We start from the raw sequence: 18,044 nt of genomic DNA on the forward strand, positions 1-18,044 counted from the left end.
AGGGGGCAGAGTGCGCCTTCGCCCCGGTCCATCAATTGGCCCGGTTTTCTGTGGGAGCGCCCTTGGGCGCGACCGCGGAGATCCGCTCTGGCGGCGGTCTGTGGTGAATACGCCACGCCGCGGTCGCGCCCAAGGGCGCTCTTACAGTCAAGTCTCGTTGAAATGCGGGAATGCGGTGGAAGTGGTCGGGCTTTACACGCGCCAGAACGGCGCAAACCGGACCTGGCAGCGCCGTTACGTGTAGAGCCAGCTTGCTGGCGATAGGCGCCCCGGACGGGACGATCGCCAACAAGCTGGCTCCTACATTCGGGTTCTGCGGAACATCTTCTTCGCGCGCGAAACCCGCCTCCGTCGCTGCAAGCTTCCTTCGGGCTACCATCTTCCCCCGGCTTGATGGAAACCCACCGAATGCTCGCTCGCCTGACGACCTTCCTGCTTGCCTGTGTCCTGCCGCTTGCTGGCGCTGTGCAGGCGGGAGCACCTGCCGTCGAGCCACTCGACCTGCCCGGCCAGGCACAGGGCTCGGTGCTGGCGACGGCGGAGGGGTTCCTGCTCAGCTGGATCGAACGCAGCGGCGCAGTCTCCACCCTGCGCTTCGCCGAGATGGATCGCGAGGGCATCGTCCGGCGACGGGGCGAGGTGATGTCCGGTCGGCAGTGGTTCGTCAACTGGGCGGACTTCCCTGCCCTGATCGTCGCCGACAACGGCGACTGGCTCGGCTACGCCCTGGTCAAGTCCGATCCTGCCAAACCCTACGCCTACGACATCTACACCACCCGCTCCACCGACCGTGGCGAGAGCTGGTCAGCGCCGCAGGTGCTGCACGACGACGGCACGCCCACCGAGCACGGCTTCGTCAGCCTGCTGCCGGACGGCGACGATCGGATCCTCGCCGTCTGGCTGGATGGCCGTCGCACCCGGGTCGGGGGCGGGCACGACGGTCATGACCATGGCGGCGTGCACACCGCCCTGCACACCGCCGTCCTGACCCGTGAAGGCGTCGTTGAACGGCGCGAGCTGGATGACCTGACCTGTGACTGCTGCCGCACGTCCATGGCGCGGGGTCAGGAGGGCCCCGTGGTGGTCTATCGCGACCGCACCCGCGAAGAGGTTCGCGATATTTTCGAGGTCTCCCGCGTCGGTCTGGAGTGGAGTCCTCCAACGCCCCTGCCCGTCGATGACTGGACGATGCCCGGGTGTCCGGTCAACGGGCCGGCGATCACCGCCCAGGGCCCCGCCCTGATAGCGGCCTGGCCAACGCAGGCAGAGGGGCTCCCCGTGCTCCGGCTGGCACTTCGCGACCAGGGCAGCTGGCAGACCTTGCCCGACCTTGACCGGGGTCAGGACATGATGGGGCGCGTCGACCTGGCCCCGTGGACCGAATCGACGACCCTCGCGGTGTGGCTCGCCACGGAAGGAGGCCAGACCACGCTAAGGCTGGCCGAAATCGGTGCCGACGGATTGCCACGCTGGAAGCAGCTCATCGCCAGGCTTCCCGCGGGCCGTGGCACCGGCATGCCGCGCATCGCTGCGCGCGACGGCCAGGCCATTGTGGTGTGGACCGAACCCGGAGTTCCGACATCGCGGCTGCGCGGCGCGCTGATCAGCCAGCGAGCCCGCAGCAACTAGTCAACGATGTCGGAAGGCGCGTCTGGGCGCAGCGGGTCGGAGGCCCGCCCCCCAGGGTCGGTCCGCTGCCCGCCAATGCGCCATCGTCGTGCCGGCCACCCGACGCCCGCAGCGAGCACGCGCGACAGGACGATGGAGCGGTCCGATCAGACCTGCCAGAGCCCCTGCTGGGTCCCGCCCTGGAGGTAGATCGCAAACCGTCCGAGCCCCGCCAGTTCCATGGGCGGATGCGCGACCTCGGCGCCCGACTCGACGGCCGCAGCGAGGGCCGCCTCGATGTCAGGCACCAGCCAATAGGCGCGGACCACCGGCGACTCCGAGGCATGCATGGGAGCGCGGACGCCGATCATCCCGCCATCCGCGAGTTGCGCCGTGCGCGCTCCGCCCAGTGCAGCCACGGGGTCCCCGAACTGCGCCCCGAGCGAGGCGGACAATGCCTTGCACGTCGACGCCTGGTCGTCGGCCACAATCTCCAGATAGTGGACTCGCATCGGTTGCCCTCCCCGTCGCCACGTCGGCCAGCCGATTCGATCCTACACGCATGCGGCGAGAATCGAAGCCCCGGCCGGTGAACGCGCGTTCGCGCCAAAGCGCGGACGAGGATGCCGAAAGGGACCGGGCTCCGCCCACGCCGCCCGCAGTGGGCACCGACGTACCCGCTCAGGCCTCGATGGCCTGGTAATCGACCTCGGGCAGGGCCTCGACCTGCGGCCTTGCCAGCAGGTAGCCCTGGAACAGCTTGACGCCCATCATGCGCAGCGTCTCGAGTTCCTCGCGGGTCTCGATGCCTTCGGCAATCACCTGGCAACCGAGCGCGGTGCAGGTTCCGATCACCCCGCCCACGATCGCCTGACGCACGCTCTCGCGGTCGATGCGACGGGTCAGCGCCATGTCCAGCTTCACATAGTGCGGCTGGAAGTCGGCCAGCAGATTGAGCCCGGAGTAGCCGGCGCCGAAGTCGTCGATGGCGGTCTGGAAGCCGCGCTTCTGGTAGTCGCGGACGATGCGCAGGGCATGCTCGGGATTGCGGATCTTCTCCGCCTCGGTGAGCTCGAAGATCAGCCGCTCGGTGGGAAACCCGACCTTTTCCGCCGCGGCCAGGGTGAGCCGGATGCAGGTGGCCGGCTCATAGACCGCGTTGGGCAGGAAGTTGATCGAGAGATGGCAGTCGACGCCGAGCCGCTGTGCGGTCGAGATCGCCAGCACCCGGCAGGTCTGGTCGAAGGTGTACATCTGGTCCGCCGCGACGTCGGCGATCACCTGGCCGGCCGACTCGCCGTCCTGTCCACGCACCAGGGCTTCGTAGGCAAACACCCTTCGCGCCTCGACATCGACAATCGGCTGGAAGGCCATCTTGAGTCGGCGCAGGAAAGGGGCGGCATCGCGGCAGCGGATGCAGCCAGCGGCGTCGGGATCATTCCCGAAGAACTGATCGAGGAAGCCGACCGCGGCCTCTGCATCGGCAGTCGGTAGCCTGTTGCCAGCAGCGCGCGACTCGCTCATTCAACCACCACGGGGATCTTGCCGATACGCGACTGCCACTCGCGCGGACCGGTCCTGTGCACCGAAGTGCCCTGGCTGTCGACGGCGACGGTGACCGGCATGTCCTTGACCTCGAACTCGTAGATGGCCTCCATGCCCAGGTCGGCAAAGCCGACGACTTTCGCCGCCTTGATCGCCTTGGACACCAGATAGGCCGAGCCGCCGACCGCCATCAAGTAAACCGAGCGATGCTTCTTGATCGCCTCCAGCGCAGCGGGACCGCGCTCGGCCTTGCCGATCATGCCGAGCAGGCCGGTTTGGGCTAGTACCTGTTCAGTGAACTTGTCCATGCGCGTGGCGGTGGTGGGGCCGGCCGGGCCGACGACCTCGTCGCGCACCGGGTCGACCGGGCCGACGTAGTAGATGAAGCGGCCCTTGAGGTCGACGGGAAGCGGCTCGCCCTTGTTGAGCATTTCGACCATGCGCTTGTGGGCCGCGTCGCGGCCGGTCAGCATCCTGCCGTTGAGCAACAGCACCTCGCCCGGCTTGAAGGTGGTCACCTCCTGCGGCGTGATGGTGTCCAGGTTCACCCGGCGCGCGCCCTGCGGGTCGTAGGTGAGCTTGGGCCAGTCGTCCAGTGAGGGCGGCTCGAGGGAAACCGGGCCGCTGCCATCGAGCACGAAGTGCGCATGGCGGGTGGCCGCGCAGTTGGGGATCATCGCCACCGGCAGGTTGGCGGCGTGGGTCGGGTAGTCCTTGATCTTGATGTCGAGCACGGTGGTCAGGCCGCCCAGGCCCTGGGCGCCGATGCCGAGCGCATTGACCTTCTCGTAGAGCTCAAGGCGCAGTTCCTCGATGCGATTGCTGGGCCCGCGGGCGATCAGGTCCTGGATGTCGATGTGCTCCATCAGCGACTCCTTGGCCAGCAGCATGGCCTTCTCCGCGGTGCCGCCGATGCCGATGCCAAGCATGCCGGGCGGACACCAGCCTGCGCCCATGGTCGGCACGGTCTTGAGCACCCAGTCGACGATCGAGTCGGAGGGATTCAGCATGACGAACTTCGACTTGGCCTCGGAGCCACCGCCCTTGGCCGCGACGATGACGTCCAGCTTGTCGCCCGGCACGATCCTGACGTTGATCACCGCCGGCGTGTTGTCCCTGGTATTGCTGCGCTTGCCGGCGGGGTCATTCAGCACCGAGGCACGCAGCTTGTTGTCCGGGTGCAGATAGGCGCGGCGCACGCCCTCGTTGACGGCGTCCTCCAGCGACCCGCTGAAGCCTTCCCAGCGGACGTCCATGCCGACCTCGAGGAAGACGGTAACGATGCCGGTGTCCTGGCAGATCGGCCGGTGGCCTTCCGCGCACATCCTCGAATTGATCAGGATCTGCGCCATCGCGTCCTTGGCCGCGGGCGACTCCTCGCGCTCGTAGGCCGCTGCTAGGTTCTTGATGTAGTCGACCGGGTGGTAGTAGCTGATGTACTGCAGCGCATCGGCGACGCTCTGGATCAGGTCTTCCTGCTTGATGGTGGCCACGGCTGCCTCGCGGAAAGAAGTTTGGGAAGCCCGATATTGTAGCGGCGGGCGCGGAAGCGGGGCGCGGGCGGCCCGCCCACAGGCCCGGTTCGGTCTGTTGCGCCGCAGGCTCCACGATCCGGAGCCATCAGCAGCAGAAGCGCAGCCGGCCTGGCTGTGCCGGATTGGGCCGCGAGACCCGGCGCCGACCTATACAGACTTCGCCCTGCGTCGGGCGATCAGGTCGGCGGGCGCATGGAAACTGCCGGCGTCGGCAGCGTTCCAGAAGCGCTCGAAGTGCGGCAGGCGGACACCGTCGCCGAGCAGTTCGCCACCGCGGTGCCAAGGATAGAAGTCCGCCAGCGAACGCACTTCGGTCGGCGAGACCCGGCGCATGATGTGCTCGGGACCGATCTCGGAGGGGTGCGAGAGACCGGCACCGGCCAGCAGCTCCTTGAGCGCCTTCATCGTGTTGTGATGGAAGTGGAAGACGCGCTGGGCCTTGTTGCCGACATCCAGTGCGCGCATGCGGCCAGGGTCCTGGGTGGCGACGCCGGTGGGGCACTTGTCCGTATGGCAGCTCAGCGACTGGATGCAGCCCAGGGCGAACATGAAGCCGCGCGCGGCATTGCACCAGTCCGCGCCGAGCGCCAGGCAGCGGACGATGTCGAAGGCGCTGACCACCTTTCCGGCGGCGCCGATCCGGATATGCTCGCGAAGGCCAAGTCCAACCAGCGTGTTATGGACCAGGCGCAGGGCCTCGACCAGGGGCGTGCCCATGTGGTCGGTGAATTCCAGCGGTGCGGCGCCGGTGCCGCCCTCGCCACCGTCGACGACGATGAAGTCCGGCAGTTCGCCGGTCTCCTGCATGGCCTTGGCGATGGCGAACCATTCCCAGGGATGGCCGATAGCCAGCTTGAAGCCGACCGGCTTGCCGCCGGACAGCTCGCGCAGGCGGCTGACGAAGGCGAGCAGCTCGCGCGGTGTCGAGAAGGCGCGGTGTGCCGCCGGCGAGACGCATTCCTCGCCCATCGGGATACCACGGGCCGCGGCGATCTCCGCGGTGATCTTGGTCGCCGGCAGCACGCCGCCGTGGCCGGGCTTGGCCCCCTGCGACAGCTTGATCTCGATCATCCGCACCTGTTCCAGTGCTGCGTTCTCGCGGAACCGCTCGGGGTCGAAACCGCCCTCGGCATTGCGGCAGCCGAAATAGCCCGAGCCGATCTCCCAGACCAGGTCGCCGCCGGGCTCGCGGTGGTAGCGCGAGATCGAGCCCTCGCCGGTATCGTGGTAGAAGCCGCCAAGGCGCGCGCCATGGTTGAGGGCGAGGATGGCGTTGGCCGAGAGCGAGCCGAAGCTCATCGCCGAGATATTGAACACGCTGCAGGAGTACGGCCTGCGGCAGGCCGGCCCACCGATGTCGATGCGAAAATCATGACTGTCGATGTGGCTCGGCTGCATGGAGTGGTTGATCCACTCGTAGCGGTCGGCGTAGAGGTCCTGCAGGGTGCCGAACGGTCGCTTGTCGACCACGTTCTTGGCCCGCTGGTAGACCAGCGATCGCTGCACGCGCGAGAACGGCATCGCCTCTTCTTCGTCCTCCAGAAGGTACTGGCGGATCTCGGGGCGGATGGACTCGATCAGGAAGCGGAAATGGGCCAGCACCGGATAATTGCGGCGCACTGCGCTGAAGCGCTGCAGGTGGTCTCGGGTACCGATCGCGGCGATCAAGCTTGCCAAGGCCGCCGCTACGGCCCAGCCGGCGGATTGCCATTTCCAGGCCAGCCAAGCGGCAAGCAGAGCCAGCAGCCCGCTTCCGAGCCAGGTCCAGTAGCGTGGATGCGGCATCCTGCCTCCGTACGAGCAGCCGGTGGTGCCCAGGACGGGACTCGAACCCGTACAGCCTCGCGGCCGGCGGATTTTAAGTCCGCTGTGTCTACCAGTTTCACCACCCGGGCGGGTGGCGGAATGTTAGCCGATCATCGCTGCAGCTGCCCCGCGGATGCCGCCGGATCGCGCCTCAGCGCAGGTCCTCGCCGAGCGGCAGCCCGAGCGCCGTGACCATCCTCGCCACCCAGCGGATCTGCGCGCCCTGCCGGGTGTCGTAGTCGGCCCCGCTATAGCCCCACCAGTCCCAGCAGGCCTTCGGGTTAAGCGGCACGTAGCTCGCCCGGGCCTGCGGATACAACACCACAAGTTTCGCCGCATCTGCCCAGCGGTTGAAGCCGGCGCCTGCGGCGAAGGTGTCGCCGATGCCTGCAGCATCCTGCTGGCAGCCGTGAAAGGCGATATGCAGGCCGCAGGCGGCCCCGGCGGCGCACTCGGCAGGCACGTAGAGATAGCCGACGTCGGCCCCGGGCGGATCGCCGGCGGCGAGAACGGCCGCATCGAACAGGCGCAGCTCCCCGCTGGCCTCGTCCGGCGCCTCGGGCACGTCGGGGTGGAGCGCGCGGACCACCTTGCCGGCCAGGTCGATCCCGCAGGCGGCGATGAACGGCGATTCGGCGAGGCTGCAATCCCCGCCCTGGCCAGCGGTCGGAAGCACGTGGGCCACCGGGTCGTCGAAGTCCTCGATTACCACGGTGCCCTCGTGCAGGCTGCGGTGCAGGGCCGCCGCCGCGCGGGTCACGGGCGCGCTGACGGTGTCGTCATCGCGCCCGTGCCAGACGAAAACCCGGTCGCCGGCCAGCGCCTCGACCGGGGCCAGCGCGCCGGCGGCAGCCCGCGATCGCACCGTGTCAGCCAGCGCGGCGACATCGGGCAGGGCTTCCTCGGGCGGCGCCATGCAGCCGCCCAGCGCGATCTGCAGATCGCCGCGGGCGCAGCCGTAGGGCCCACCGGCCAGCAGGGCCGCGCCCTGCACCTGCTCGGCATGCGCGAGGTGGAACTGCTGGGCCATATAGGCGCCCGAGCTCATGCCCGAGACGCTGACCCGGCTTGCATCGATGTTCAGCCGCGGCAGGGCGGGCGGCGGCTCGCCGGCACAGCCGGCCAGCAGCAGGGACAGAAGCAGCCCCGGCACCGCCAGCGTGTCTGGAGGGGACTGGCGGCGCCGGGGTTGGGGACACACCGCGGGGGAAGCGCGGTGCACTGCCGGGGAGAATCCTGGCTGGACGTCCCTGTCCTGCATGGTTCAGAAGTCGTAGGTGGCGGTGACGCTGAGCTGGCGCGGCGCACCATAGAACCCGCTCAGCACGCCGAGCGCGCCGATGTTGTAGCCGGTGGTCCGGTACTCCTTGTCGGCCAGGTTGGTGCCCTCGAGGGCGAAGCGCCACGGCCCGGGCGTCTGCCAGATGATGCCGGCGGAGAGCAGGCCGTAACCCGGCTGACGAATGGCCTCGGACAGGTCGGTGGTCGGGTAGACCTCGTCCTGGTAGCTGTAGGTCAGCCGGGTGACCAGGCTGCCGCCCCCGGACAGCTGGTGGGTGAAGGTGCCGGTCAGCGAGCCGGAGAACTCCGGCGCATTGGTGAACCGCTGGCTGCCGGAGACGTCCACGCCGCTGGAGATGAACTCGTCGTACTCGCTGTCCAGCCAGGCGAGGTAGCCCTGGATGGCGAACGCCTCGTTGAACTGCACCGCGTACTCGGCCTCGACACCCTGGATGGTGCCGGCACCGGCATTGGTGAAGTCGCCGAAGAAGGTCGGCGGGTTGCTGCCCGGGACCACGGTGAAGACGCTGAGCTGGATGTCCTCGTAGTCGTTGTAGAAGTAGGCCAGGTTGAGGAACACCGTGTTGTCGAGGAAGGCATTCTTGAGGCCAACCTCGTAGCTGGTGACCTTCTCGTCGTCGAACGGCAGACGCGAACGCGGCACCGCGGTGGCCTGGGCGCGGATGTTGAAACCGCCGGACTTGAAGCCGCGGCTGTACAGCGCATAGGCCAGGGTGTCCTCGTCGATCTGGTAGTCGACGGACAGCTTGGGCGAGAAGTTCTCGAAACTCACCGAGTCCTCGAAATCCGCCGCCACGGTGCCACTGGGCCGGGTGAAGGTGGCATCGGTGTAGCCGATGTTGAGCACGTCGGCAGACTTCTTCTCGTCGGTGTAGCGGGCGCCGAAGGTCACCGACCACTGGTCATTGAAGTCGTAGGTGCCCTCGCCGTACAGGGCGATGCTGTCGGTGTCGACCTGGCCCTGGGTGTCGCCGAAGATCAGCCCGAAGAAGTTGTTCAGCACCTGGCCGCCGGCCTCGCCCTCGAACCAGTACAGGCCGAACACGCCGCGGAAGTCACCGGCGTTGTCGTAGTTGAGCTGCAGCTCCTGCGAGATCTGCTCATCGCTGTAGAAGGCCTTGACGTCGGCGATGGGCAGCGGGGTCAGGTCGAAGTCGATATTGGTCTCGGTGTCCGACTCGCGGAAGGCGGTGATCGACTTCAGCGTCCAGGCATCGCCCAGGTTCCAGCCCAGGGTCAGCGAGGCGCCGTTCATCGAGGTGTCGTTGATGTTGGGCATGCCGTTGCGGACGTCATAGCGGTCGTCCAGCGGCGCAAAGCCAGGGGTGAAGCGGTTCGGCGCCAGCATCTGGGCGCCGCGCACGCCGCTCTGGTCATCCATCCAGTCGGCGGTGATACGGGCGTAGAAATCGTCGTTGCCGACGTAGCCGAGGGTTGCGCGGGCGGCGAGGATCTCCTTGTCGGACACCTCCTGGCCGGTGATCCGGTTCTGGCCATAGCCATCGCGCGACAGCGAGGCCACCGCGAAGCGGCCGACCCAGCCGTTGCCGAACGGCGCATTGAGACTCGCCTTGACGTCGGCCTGGCTGCGCTCGCCCGCAGTCAGCGATACGCGGCCGTAGAAGTCCTCCTCAAGCGGCGCGGAGATGTACTTGATCGCGCCACCGATGGTGTTCTTGCCGTACAGCGAGCCCTGCGGCCCGCGCAGCACCTCGATGCGCTCGACATCGAACACGTCGAGCAGGGCGCCCTGCGGCCGGGCGATATAGACGTCGTCGAGATAGATGCCGACGCCCGGATCGACGCCCCACAACGGGTCGCTCTGGCCAACGCCTCGGATATAGGCGGTGACCGTGCTGGTCGACCCGCGCGCGGCGTAGATGGTCAGGTTCGGAGTAAAGGCGCCCAGGTCGCCGATATCCTCGACATCCAGGCGGTCCAGCGCTTCGGCGGTGAAGGCGGTGACCGCCACCGGCACGTCCTGCAGGGTCTCCTCGCGCTTGCGGGCGGTGACCGTCACTTCATTCAGTGCGGTGGGTGCATTGCGCGGGGCGCCGTCCTGCTGCGCCAGCACCGGCGCGGCCGGTACAAGGACGGCGAGCGCGATGGCCAGGGACAGCGGGTGGCGGCGGGTACTGGAATTGCGGGCAGTCGTCATGGTTATTTCCCTCCGGGGCATGCCGCGCATCCTGCGCCGCGCTTCAGCACGAGTAACCTGTACCTTCGTACAGCTACCTGCTGCAGGCCATGCGGCCGACCATGGCGGCCAGCCCACACACCCGGACTGCGCATGCTGCTCAGCCTGCTGGGACTGGTCGGCGGCCTTGCCCTGCTGATCGTCCTCACCATTCGTGGGATGAACCTGTTCATCGCCACCCCGCTGTGCGCCCTGCTGGTCGCGCTGACCTCGGACCTCGCCCTGCTTCCGCAGCTGGCCGCAGAGGGCCAGTCGAACCTGGTCAACGCCTACATGAGCGGATTCACCGGGTTCATCGCCAACTGGTTCTTCATGTTCCTGCTCGGCTCGCTGTTCGGGAAGCTGATGGAGGACAGCGGCGCCGCCGACTCGGTCGCCGCCTGGGTGCTGGGGCGGATCGGCGCGCAGCGCGCGGCGCTGGCGGTGGTCGTGGCCTGCGCCATCCTGACCTATGGCGGCGTCAGCCTGTTCGTCGTCGCCTTCTCGGTCTACCCGACCGCGCTGGCCCTGTTCCGTGAGGCCAACCTGCCGCGGCGCTTCATTCCGGCCACCCTCGCCTTCGGCTCGGTGACCTTCACCATGACCTCCGCCGGCTCGCCAGAGATCCAGAACTGGATCCCCATCCAGTACCTCGACACATCGCCCTGGGCCGCCTGGGAGGCCAGCCTGATCGTCGCCGTATTCATGGCAGGCAGCGGCTATGCTTGGCTCGTGTGGATGCTGCGCCGGGCCAAGGCCAGGGGCGAGCAGTTCGAGGCGAGGGAGACCGACCACGAGCCGCCGGCGCGCTCTGGCCTGCCGCATCCGCTGCTCGCGCTGGTAGGACCGATCGCCGTGCTGGTGGTCAGCTTCGTCTGGCACGATAGCCTGCAGACCTCGGCCCTGATCCTCGCCCTGCTCGCCGGCTGCCTCGGCGTGGCGCTGAGTTGCGGCCGACACTTCCATACGCCCTCCAAGGCGATCGCCGAGGGCAGCACCGGGGCGCTGATCGCGATCGGCAACACTGCGGCCGTGGTCGGCTTCGGCGCCGTGGCCAAGCTGTCCCCGGCCTTCGCCTACGCCGTGGAAGCCATCACTCACATGCCAGGATCAGGCGTGGCCAGTGCGGCGTTGGCGGTCAGCGTGATCGCCGCAATGACCGGCTCGGCCTCCGGTGGCCAGGCCATCGCCCTGCCGATCATCGCCCCGATCTTCCTGGCCCAGGGCGTACCGCCCGACCAGCTGCACCGCTCGGTGGCGATCTCCTCGGGCGTGCTCGACTCGCTGCCGCACAACGGCTACGTGGTCACCACGATCCGCGCGATCTGCGGCGAGACGCATCGCGATGCCTATGCACCGATGGGCGCGCTCACCGTGATCGTCCCCGGCCTTGGCCTGCTGCTCTGCCTCGGTCTGTTCGCGCTGGGGTTGTAAACCCGCCCTTGCAAGGCCGACTGCCGAAAGGCAGGTCTGGGCGCGAAGAAGACCTTCCGCAATACCCGAATGTAGGAGCCAGCTTGCTGGCGATAGGCACCCCGGACCGGACGATCGCCAGCAAGCTGGCTCCTACACACGCAACGGCGTTGCCAGGTCCGGTTGGCGCCGCAAAGCAGGCCCTGCCGCAGTCAAACTGTGGGAGTGCCCTTGGGCGCGACCGCAGCGCTACGCATTCACCGCAGACCGCGGCCAGAGTGGAATTCCGCTGTCGCGCCCAAGGGCGCTCCTACAGTCGGGCTTCGTTGGGCGTGAGCGAAGCCCCATAGGGTGCGTCTTGGACGCACCGACACGGGCGTTCGGACGGTACGCCCGGTGCGGCCAGCCGCACCCTATGATGTCTGCTTCGCGCCCTCAACAGTCGCTGATGGACCCGTTGCACACCGCGACGCTCTGCCGCTGGCGGATCCGGCTCTGGCCGCGGGAAAAGCGCTCGGGCAAGGTAGGGAGCCCCGCCCTGCCCTGCGCCCCATGAGCCAGCGTCCCGTCGACCTCCCGTCCGCGAGCTTCGAAATCGATCTTGGCCCCGGCCGCACCGCGGTGCAGGCCTTCGATGCCGATGGCCAGGCCCCCTGCCTGATGCTGGTGCCTGCCCTGGGCGTGCCGGCGCGCCACTATCACCGGCTCGGCGCTGCTCTGGCCGGAGAGGGCGTCAACGCCATGGTCCTCGATCTGCGCGGTGTCGGCAGCAGCTCGCTGCGTGCCCGCCGCGGCGTGGACTGGGGCTACCTTGACCTGGTCGATGCCGAGCTGAACATACTGTTTCGCCTGGCCGGCGAGCGCTGGCCGGGACAGGCACGACACTGGTTGGGGCACTCGCTGGGCGGGCAGCTATGCCTGCTGCATCAGGCCCGGCACCCGGAGCATCGCGCCGGCAGTGTGGTGCTGGCGGCCAGCGGCGCACCCTGGGTCCGGACCTTCGCGCCGCCGATGCGCTGGCTGGTGGGCCTGTTTGCCTGGCTGGTCGCCGCCAGCACCCGCAGGCTCGGCGTCTTCCGCGGCGACTGGTTCCGGTTCGGCGGCCCGCAGGGCGCACGGCTGATGCTGGAATGGGCGCGCTTCTGTCGTACCGGTCGGCTGAACGGACTCGGCAAAGAAGGCTGGGACGCGTGTCCGGAACTCGCCCGTCTCGAGCTGCCGATACTCGGCCTGTCCATGGCCGGCGACACCTACGCGCCGCAGGCCAGCACCGAGCGCCTCGCCGCCATGACCGCGGCACCGTTCCGCTTGGAGCGCGTCGACCGGGTCGACGGCCACCGCCCCGGCCACTTCCGCTGGCTACGCCACCCGGCCGAGCCCGCCCGCCGCATCGCCGCCTTCCTCAACGAACGCGGGACGGCCCCGAAACATCTGGAAGGCGCCCGGGGCAGCGCCCGCCGCGCCTGACATGGCATGCCACCGGCACGACCAAGCGGACAGCCTACTGCTGACGGCCGGCCTTCAGTGCGTGCTTGGGGCGCGAAGTGCGCATTCGCCGCGGCCCAGCAAACGGACCGGCGGTTTGTGGGAGCGCCCTTGGGCGCGACCGCGGAGGTCCGCTCTGACCTAGGTCCGTGGTGAATCCGTAGCGCTGCGGTATGGCGATCCGATTGGGGATGTCAGGCGAGCAAGCTCCCCTCTACGGCGTCAGCGAAGCCCCATGGGGTGTGCCTTGGCGCACCGATACGGGCGTTCGGGCGGTACGCCCGGTGCGGCCAGCCGCACCCTATGAATGTCTGCTTCGCGCCGCTTGTTCGCCTGGGCGCAGCGCACTGGACCTGGGCGGGGTACGCCCGCCGCGACCCGCCGCGGCGCGGTGCCCTGCCGCGATCGCCCGGATGGTGCTCTCGGCCTGAGTCAGCCGGCCCACTGCGAGGAACGGGACGGCCTTTCAGCGCACGGCCCGGCCCTCCGGCTCAGGCATAGTCCTCGGCAAGCAGCGCCAGCTGTTCGCGCACGCGCACGGCGTACTGGTCGTAGTTGTCGCCCAGCAGCTGACGCAGCTCGGCATCGCTGATATACCCGATCGAGCGCCGATACTCGCGCTTGCTCATCTGGCCTTCGCGCCAGCGCAGATCCATCCCTTCGACGTCATTGGCGATCAGTGGCCGGACGCCGGGATGCCCGGCCTTGTAGGCAGCATGGCGCTCGAGGTGGCGGGCCACCAGATCGCGAACCGGCGTGGCGACAGGCAATCGCTCGATCTGCACCGCGCCTTCATAGCGGAACGGACTGGGATTCTCGAACTGGGTGGACAGGTGGGTGCCGTCCTCGAACTGGCTGACGCATTCGAGCATGCCGTGGCTCTTCCACTGTCGCGCCAGCAGCATGCGCAGAAAACCGCTCAGGCCAGGCCATTTCGGCCGGATGGCGAAGGCGGCGATGCCGATCTCGCCTTCGCCATCGGCAAAGAAGCGGATCAGCACGTGCTGGCCGAGCATCGGGAACAGGCCGGTCGCTTCGGCATCACCGATGTAGTCGAGGCCAAGGGGAGCGATGTCGCGACCGATCCGCTCGACGTAGCGGCGCTGGTAGAGCGGGAAGCGGGCGGGATCGACCTCCTCCAGCTGCGGCGGAGGCTCGTGCGCCGTGTTGAGGATCTGCTGGGCGATGTTCATCGCAACCAGGGTCTCGGGATCCTCGCTGAGCCGGCTGTCCAGCGCTTCCTGCAGGGATCGACCGTGGCGTACCGCCTGGGCGGCGCCGATCACCGCCTGCGCAGCCAGATCGTCCTGCAGACTGCGGTCGCCCTCCCCCGTCAACCCGCGCTCCAGAAGGCGCGCGACCTGCTCCCGCTCGCCGGCGCCCTGGTCCTCCGACCGCTCGCGCAGTTCGCACACGTGTTCGCGTGTCGGATCCGCGGGTTCCATCTGGGCCAGCGCCTGGTCGTAGCGGGCCAGTGCCTCGTCGAAGCGGCCGAGATCGTGCAGCACCATGCCCAGGCGCACCGCATAGCGATGGTGACCGGTCAAGGCGAGGCAGCGATCGTAATCGGCCAGCGCCCGCTCAAGGGTGGGACGGTGGTAGCGCAGGCCTGCATAGGTCTGGACCAGATCGGGGTCGCTGGCAGGCAGGTTCTCGTCGCCCTCCGCGTAGCCGCACAGCGCATCGCTGCGCAGGGTATTGGCCCGGGTCTCGATCAGATCGACACGGTCGGGAGCGAGCTCGATAGCGCGATCGAGCAGGGCTTCGGCCTCGACGCGGCTGGCATCGAGCTCTTCATCCTCGCGATAGCGCAGAACGTTGGACAGCAGCTCCAGCCCGTCGACATTGTCAGGCTGCAGGGACAGCGCCCTGCGCAGTTCGGATTCGGCGAACCGCGAGGATTCCCGGGCCCGCTCCGCGCGCTCGGCGGCACGCTGCATCAGCTGACCTTCAGGCAGCTCATCGTCATCGTCCTCATCGGCAAAGCCGTCCGGTGTGTAGCGGACCCGCTTGATGATCGCCGGAACATAATCGGGGGCGCCCTCGAGCACGCGATCCAGCGCTGCGGCGACCTCGTCGTAGCGCTCAAGCTTCTCCAGGCAGTTGGCGCGATGCCAGGACACCTGGGGGGCGCCGGGGAGGGCCTGCTCGAGACGGTCGAGGATGGCGAGGGCCTCCTCGAAGCGCTCGGCGCGATACAGCTCGCCGAAGCGCAGGAACAGGGGGTGCTGGGCCATGTGGTTGGGCTCCTCGGGACCGTCAACCCGCCAAAGCTAGCCCAACCGCCGCTGAACGCCAAGCTTCGCTGGCGCTGTGGGCGTCCACCGGCGGAGGGCAGGCGACCGGCGGCAGGCGTGGCGCTTGCGCGCTCGACGCCGCCGGGCCCTCCCGGCGAAAATGCCCGCTTTTGCGGAGCCCCCCATGGACGTCCTGCACATCGACTCGCGGTTCTGCGGCCCGCCCCGTTCGGGCAACGGCGGTTACTCCTGCGGCCTGCTCGGCCGGGAGATCGACGGTGCGGCCACCGTGCGTCTGCTCAAGCCGCCACCGCTCGATCGGCCCCTGCAGCTGCGGCGCGAGGGGCTGCAACTGCGCCTGGTCGACGGCGACACGGTGATCGCCCAGGGCGGCGGCGCCCTGCTGGAAATCGAAGCGCCCGAGGCGCCGGACGCGGCATCGTGCCGGGAGGCCGCGAAGCACTACGTGGGGTTCCGTGAGCACCCGTTTCCGACCTGCTTCGTCTGCGGCCCGCAACGCGACGAGGGCGACGGCCTGCGGATCTTTCCGGGCCGGATCGACGGCCGCGACCTGGTCGCGGCCCCCTGGACGCCCGCCCAGAACCTCGGCGATGCGCAGGGCCGAGTGCGTCCTGAGTTCCTCTGGTCGGCCCTCGACTGCACCGGTTTCTTCGCCTTCGCCCCGCTTCCCGACGGCGCCCCGGCCCTCTTGGGGGAACTCACCGCGCGGATCGACGATCCGCCGAAGGTCGGCGAGCCCTGCATCGCCGCCGGCTGGCAGCTCGGCAGCGAAGGCCGCAAGCGCTTCGCCGGATCGGCGGTCTATGGCTCGGATGGCCGCGTGCTGGCCCTCGCCCGGGCCACCTGGATCGTGATGCAGCCGGGCGCGGCCGGCGCGACGCGCTGACGGCGCGGCGCCTCAGTCCGCGGCGAGTGCGAAGTCGAGCGCCGCGGTCACCGCAACGGCCTGGGCCTTGTTGCACTGCTCCGGGGTGGCCCGCGGGCTGTCCGGATAGACCTCGGTGGTGCTGGCGAAGCGGGCGCCGGTGACGCCGGCGCACAGGCCGAGACGCTCGAACGGATACAGGATCACGCCGGGGGCGACCACGTCCGATCCGATGATCTGCCCGCGGGCATCCGCCGGGGCGATATGGGTCACCCGCGACACCGCATCGACGATGGCCGACTGGAATGCCAGCTGCGGATTCTCGCTGTCGCCGACGACGTAGAAACCGTCGGGGATCTCGCCCGGCTCGTACGGCTTGCCGTCCCGCGCCGCAAGCGCAGGGCGGAACTCGCTTTCATCGCTGTCGGTGGTCTCGTGCAGATCAACATGGACCAGGAAGTCCCCGCGCATCGGTGCCACGAGGCGGATGAGCGCGGACGCCTCCTCGGCCGCCCCGTCCTCACGGAACGAGCGATTCGGATCGACCGCATCGGCATTCCAGCGATGGATGCGCTCGTAACCCCAGGGACTGACGCAGGGCACGACCAGCAGGTTCACCTTTCCGGCATAGCCTTCGGCGTCCCGCTCGAGGAACTCCAGCGCGCCGTGCACGCCGCTGGTCTCGTAGCCATGGACGCCGCCGGTAACCAGCGCCGAAGGCAGCGCATCGTCCCAGACCCGGCTGCGCACCGCCATCAGCGGATAGCGGTCCGCGCCGTATCCCAGCACGCCGTAGCACTCCACCTCGAACTTCGCCTTCAGGGCGTCGATGCGGGACAGCACCTCCTCGGCATAGCTGCGCTGCATCGACTGCCGCGAAAGCCACTGCGCGCGCTCGGCATCGCCCCACGGCTTGCCGGGCGTTCCTATGGGATACGTGCCGCTCATCATGACGTTCAACCTGTGCTGTTGGATCGCGACGCATCCTATCGACAAAGCGCCTCGGCCGGCACCCCGATTCGTGCGCACTTTCGCCACGCCGCAGGCGCGCGGCACTTCGGCGCATCGGGAGGTGTCGCGCGCCGCGAAGCTCCACAGGGTGTGCCTTGGCGCACCGATCACGGCGTTCGGACGGTACGTCCGGTGCGGCCAGCCGCACCCTATGCATGTCTTGTTTTCCCCGAACCCTACCTTTGGGGCGCGAACTTGGCAGTCGCCCGGATCCATCAGATGGGCCGTTCGTCTGTGGGAGTGCCCTTGGGCGCGACCGCGGAGGTCCGCTCTGGCGACGGTCTGTGCTGGATCCGATACGCCTCGGCCGCGCCCAAGGGCGCTCCCACAGTTGGGCTTCGTCGGGCGTCAGCGAAGCTCCATAGGGTGTGCCTTGGCGCGCCGATACGGGCGTTCGGACGGTACGCCCGGTGCGGCAAGCCGCACCCTGTGAATGACTTCTCTGCGCCCGAACCGTGCCCTACCCCCGCCAGTTGGCGTGCTGCTTCCAGAATTCGACGCTGCGCCGGTAGGCCTCCCGGTCCAAGGGCACGCCGGAGCCGCCCTCCTCGACGCCCAGCGCGTTGCGCAGCATGGTGATGGGGGCCATCGGAGTCTCCTCGGGCTCGGCGGTGTACATGCAGCCGACCACGCCCCAGTCGGCCTTGATCAGGGTGCCCTCCTTGGCCAGCTGCTCGCGGTCGTAGAGGATCACGATCAGGTAGTCGGCAACCGGCGGCTCGATGCCCTCGAACCAACGCACCAGGACGGGCAGCTCGTCGGGGGTGCGCGCCTCGTAGTCCGAGCGCAGAAGGTGGCGGTTGTCCTCGGTGATCGACACCGCAAGGCAGCGGGTCGAGGTCCAGTTGCGGTGCACGTGCAGCTTGCAGAACGGCGCGTAGCCGTCGAGCACCTTGAGCGGGGCGTGCTCATTGAGATGCCGTTCGAAGGCCTGCGGGGTGCAGTCCTGGATGGTGTTTCGCCGCGGCGTGCGGGGGAACAGCCGGCCGATGGCGAAGTCGGTGAGGACGATGGACATGGGCATCTCGCGCAGACGAAAG

13 protein-coding genes and 1 tRNA gene are annotated in these 18,044 nt (G+C 68.6%); 4 read left to right on the forward strand and 10 right to left on the reverse strand.

The window, feature by feature from the left end; translation table 11 throughout:
• Positions 1-408: 408 nt before the first annotated feature.
• A complete protein-coding gene (locus M0G41_RS10225) occupies positions 409-1,629 on the forward strand; it encodes a sialidase family protein (RefSeq protein ID WP_248208981.1) in 1,221 nt (406 codons plus the stop codon).
• Positions 1,630-1,775: 146 nt separating this feature from the next.
• Here the strand turns inward: M0G41_RS10225 and M0G41_RS10230 are convergent, their stop codons facing one another.
• The 7 genes from M0G41_RS10230 to M0G41_RS10260 all read right to left on the reverse strand — a co-directional run bounded on the left by M0G41_RS10230 (position 1,776) and on the right by M0G41_RS10260 (position 9,954).
• The gene (locus tag M0G41_RS10230; RefSeq protein ID WP_248208983.1) at positions 1,776-1,979 is read right to left on the reverse strand and encodes a VOC family protein; all 204 of its coding nucleotides are present in this window, start codon (positions 1,977-1,979) and stop codon (positions 1,776-1,778) included.
• A gap of 310 nt (positions 1,980-2,289) precedes the next feature.
• Positions 2,290-2,982 carry an EAL domain-containing protein gene (locus tag M0G41_RS10235; protein ID WP_248209274.1) on the reverse strand — a complete coding sequence of 231 codons (693 nt, stop codon included), beginning with the start codon at positions 2,980-2,982 and terminating at the stop codon, positions 2,290-2,292.
• 146 nt (positions 2,983-3,128) lie between these two features.
• Positions 3,129-4,646, reverse strand: a complete 1,518-nt coding sequence (locus M0G41_RS10240) for a fumarate hydratase (RefSeq protein WP_248208985.1) — start codon at positions 4,644-4,646, stop codon at positions 3,129-3,131.
• A 189-nt stretch (positions 4,647-4,835) separates the two neighbouring features.
• Positions 4,836-6,473 (reverse strand): FMN-binding glutamate synthase family protein, encoded by a 1,638-nt coding sequence (locus M0G41_RS10245; protein WP_248208987.1) that lies wholly within the window; start codon positions 6,471-6,473, stop codon positions 4,836-4,838.
• 23 nt (positions 6,474-6,496) lie between these two features.
• Positions 6,497-6,583 (reverse strand) — tRNA-Leu (locus tag M0G41_RS10250).
• 62 nt (positions 6,584-6,645) lie between these two features.
• Positions 6,646-7,647, reverse strand: a complete 1,002-nt coding sequence (locus M0G41_RS10255) for an extracellular catalytic domain type 2 short-chain-length polyhydroxyalkanoate depolymerase (RefSeq protein ID WP_248208988.1) — start codon at positions 7,645-7,647, stop codon at positions 6,646-6,648.
• Positions 7,648-7,758: 111 nt separating this feature from the next.
• Positions 7,759-9,954 (reverse strand): TonB-dependent receptor, encoded by a 2,196-nt coding sequence (locus M0G41_RS10260; RefSeq protein WP_248208991.1) that lies wholly within the window; start codon positions 9,952-9,954, stop codon positions 7,759-7,761.
• A gap of 132 nt (positions 9,955-10,086) precedes the next feature.
• Between M0G41_RS10260 and M0G41_RS10265 the strand changes: the two genes are divergently transcribed.
• Positions 10,087-11,406: a GntP family permease gene (locus M0G41_RS10265; protein ID WP_248208993.1), complete on the forward strand. Its 1,320-nt coding sequence runs from the start codon at positions 10,087-10,089 to the stop codon at positions 11,404-11,406.
• Positions 11,407-11,937: 531 nt separating this feature from the next.
• Complete coding sequence (locus M0G41_RS10270) at positions 11,938-12,852, forward strand: alpha/beta hydrolase family protein (RefSeq protein ID WP_248208996.1); 915 nt, start codon at positions 11,938-11,940, stop codon at positions 12,850-12,852.
• Positions 12,853-13,361: 509 nt separating this feature from the next.
• On the opposite strand, the gene M0G41_RS10275 is transcribed toward M0G41_RS10270, so the two are convergent.
• On the reverse strand, positions 13,362-15,107 hold the full coding sequence (locus tag M0G41_RS10275) for a tetratricopeptide repeat protein (protein WP_248208998.1): 1,746 nt from the start codon (positions 15,105-15,107) through the stop codon (positions 13,362-13,364).
• A gap of 184 nt (positions 15,108-15,291) precedes the next feature.
• Between M0G41_RS10275 and M0G41_RS10280 the strand changes: the two genes are divergently transcribed.
• Positions 15,292-16,014, forward strand: coding sequence for a PaaI family thioesterase (locus tag M0G41_RS10280; protein WP_248208999.1), 723 nt, complete (start codon positions 15,292-15,294; stop codon positions 16,012-16,014).
• 12 nt (positions 16,015-16,026) lie between these two features.
• Here the strand turns inward: M0G41_RS10280 and M0G41_RS10285 are convergent, their stop codons facing one another.
• Both M0G41_RS10285 and M0G41_RS10290 read right to left on the reverse strand, forming a co-directional pair.
• Positions 16,027-16,944, reverse strand: coding sequence for a M14 family metallopeptidase (locus M0G41_RS10285; RefSeq protein WP_248209001.1), 918 nt, complete (start codon positions 16,942-16,944; stop codon positions 16,027-16,029).
• A 520-nt stretch (positions 16,945-17,464) separates the two neighbouring features.
• Complete coding sequence (locus tag M0G41_RS10290) at positions 17,465-18,022, reverse strand: DUF3228 family protein (RefSeq protein ID WP_248209003.1); 558 nt, start codon at positions 18,020-18,022, stop codon at positions 17,465-17,467.
• Positions 18,023-18,044 lie beyond the last annotated feature (22 nt).

Origin of the sequence: Pseudomarimonas salicorniae (assembly GCF_023156535.1) — a bacterium.
GTDB lineage: Bacteria > Pseudomonadota > Gammaproteobacteria > Xanthomonadales > Xanthomonadaceae > Pseudomarimonas > Pseudomarimonas salicorniae.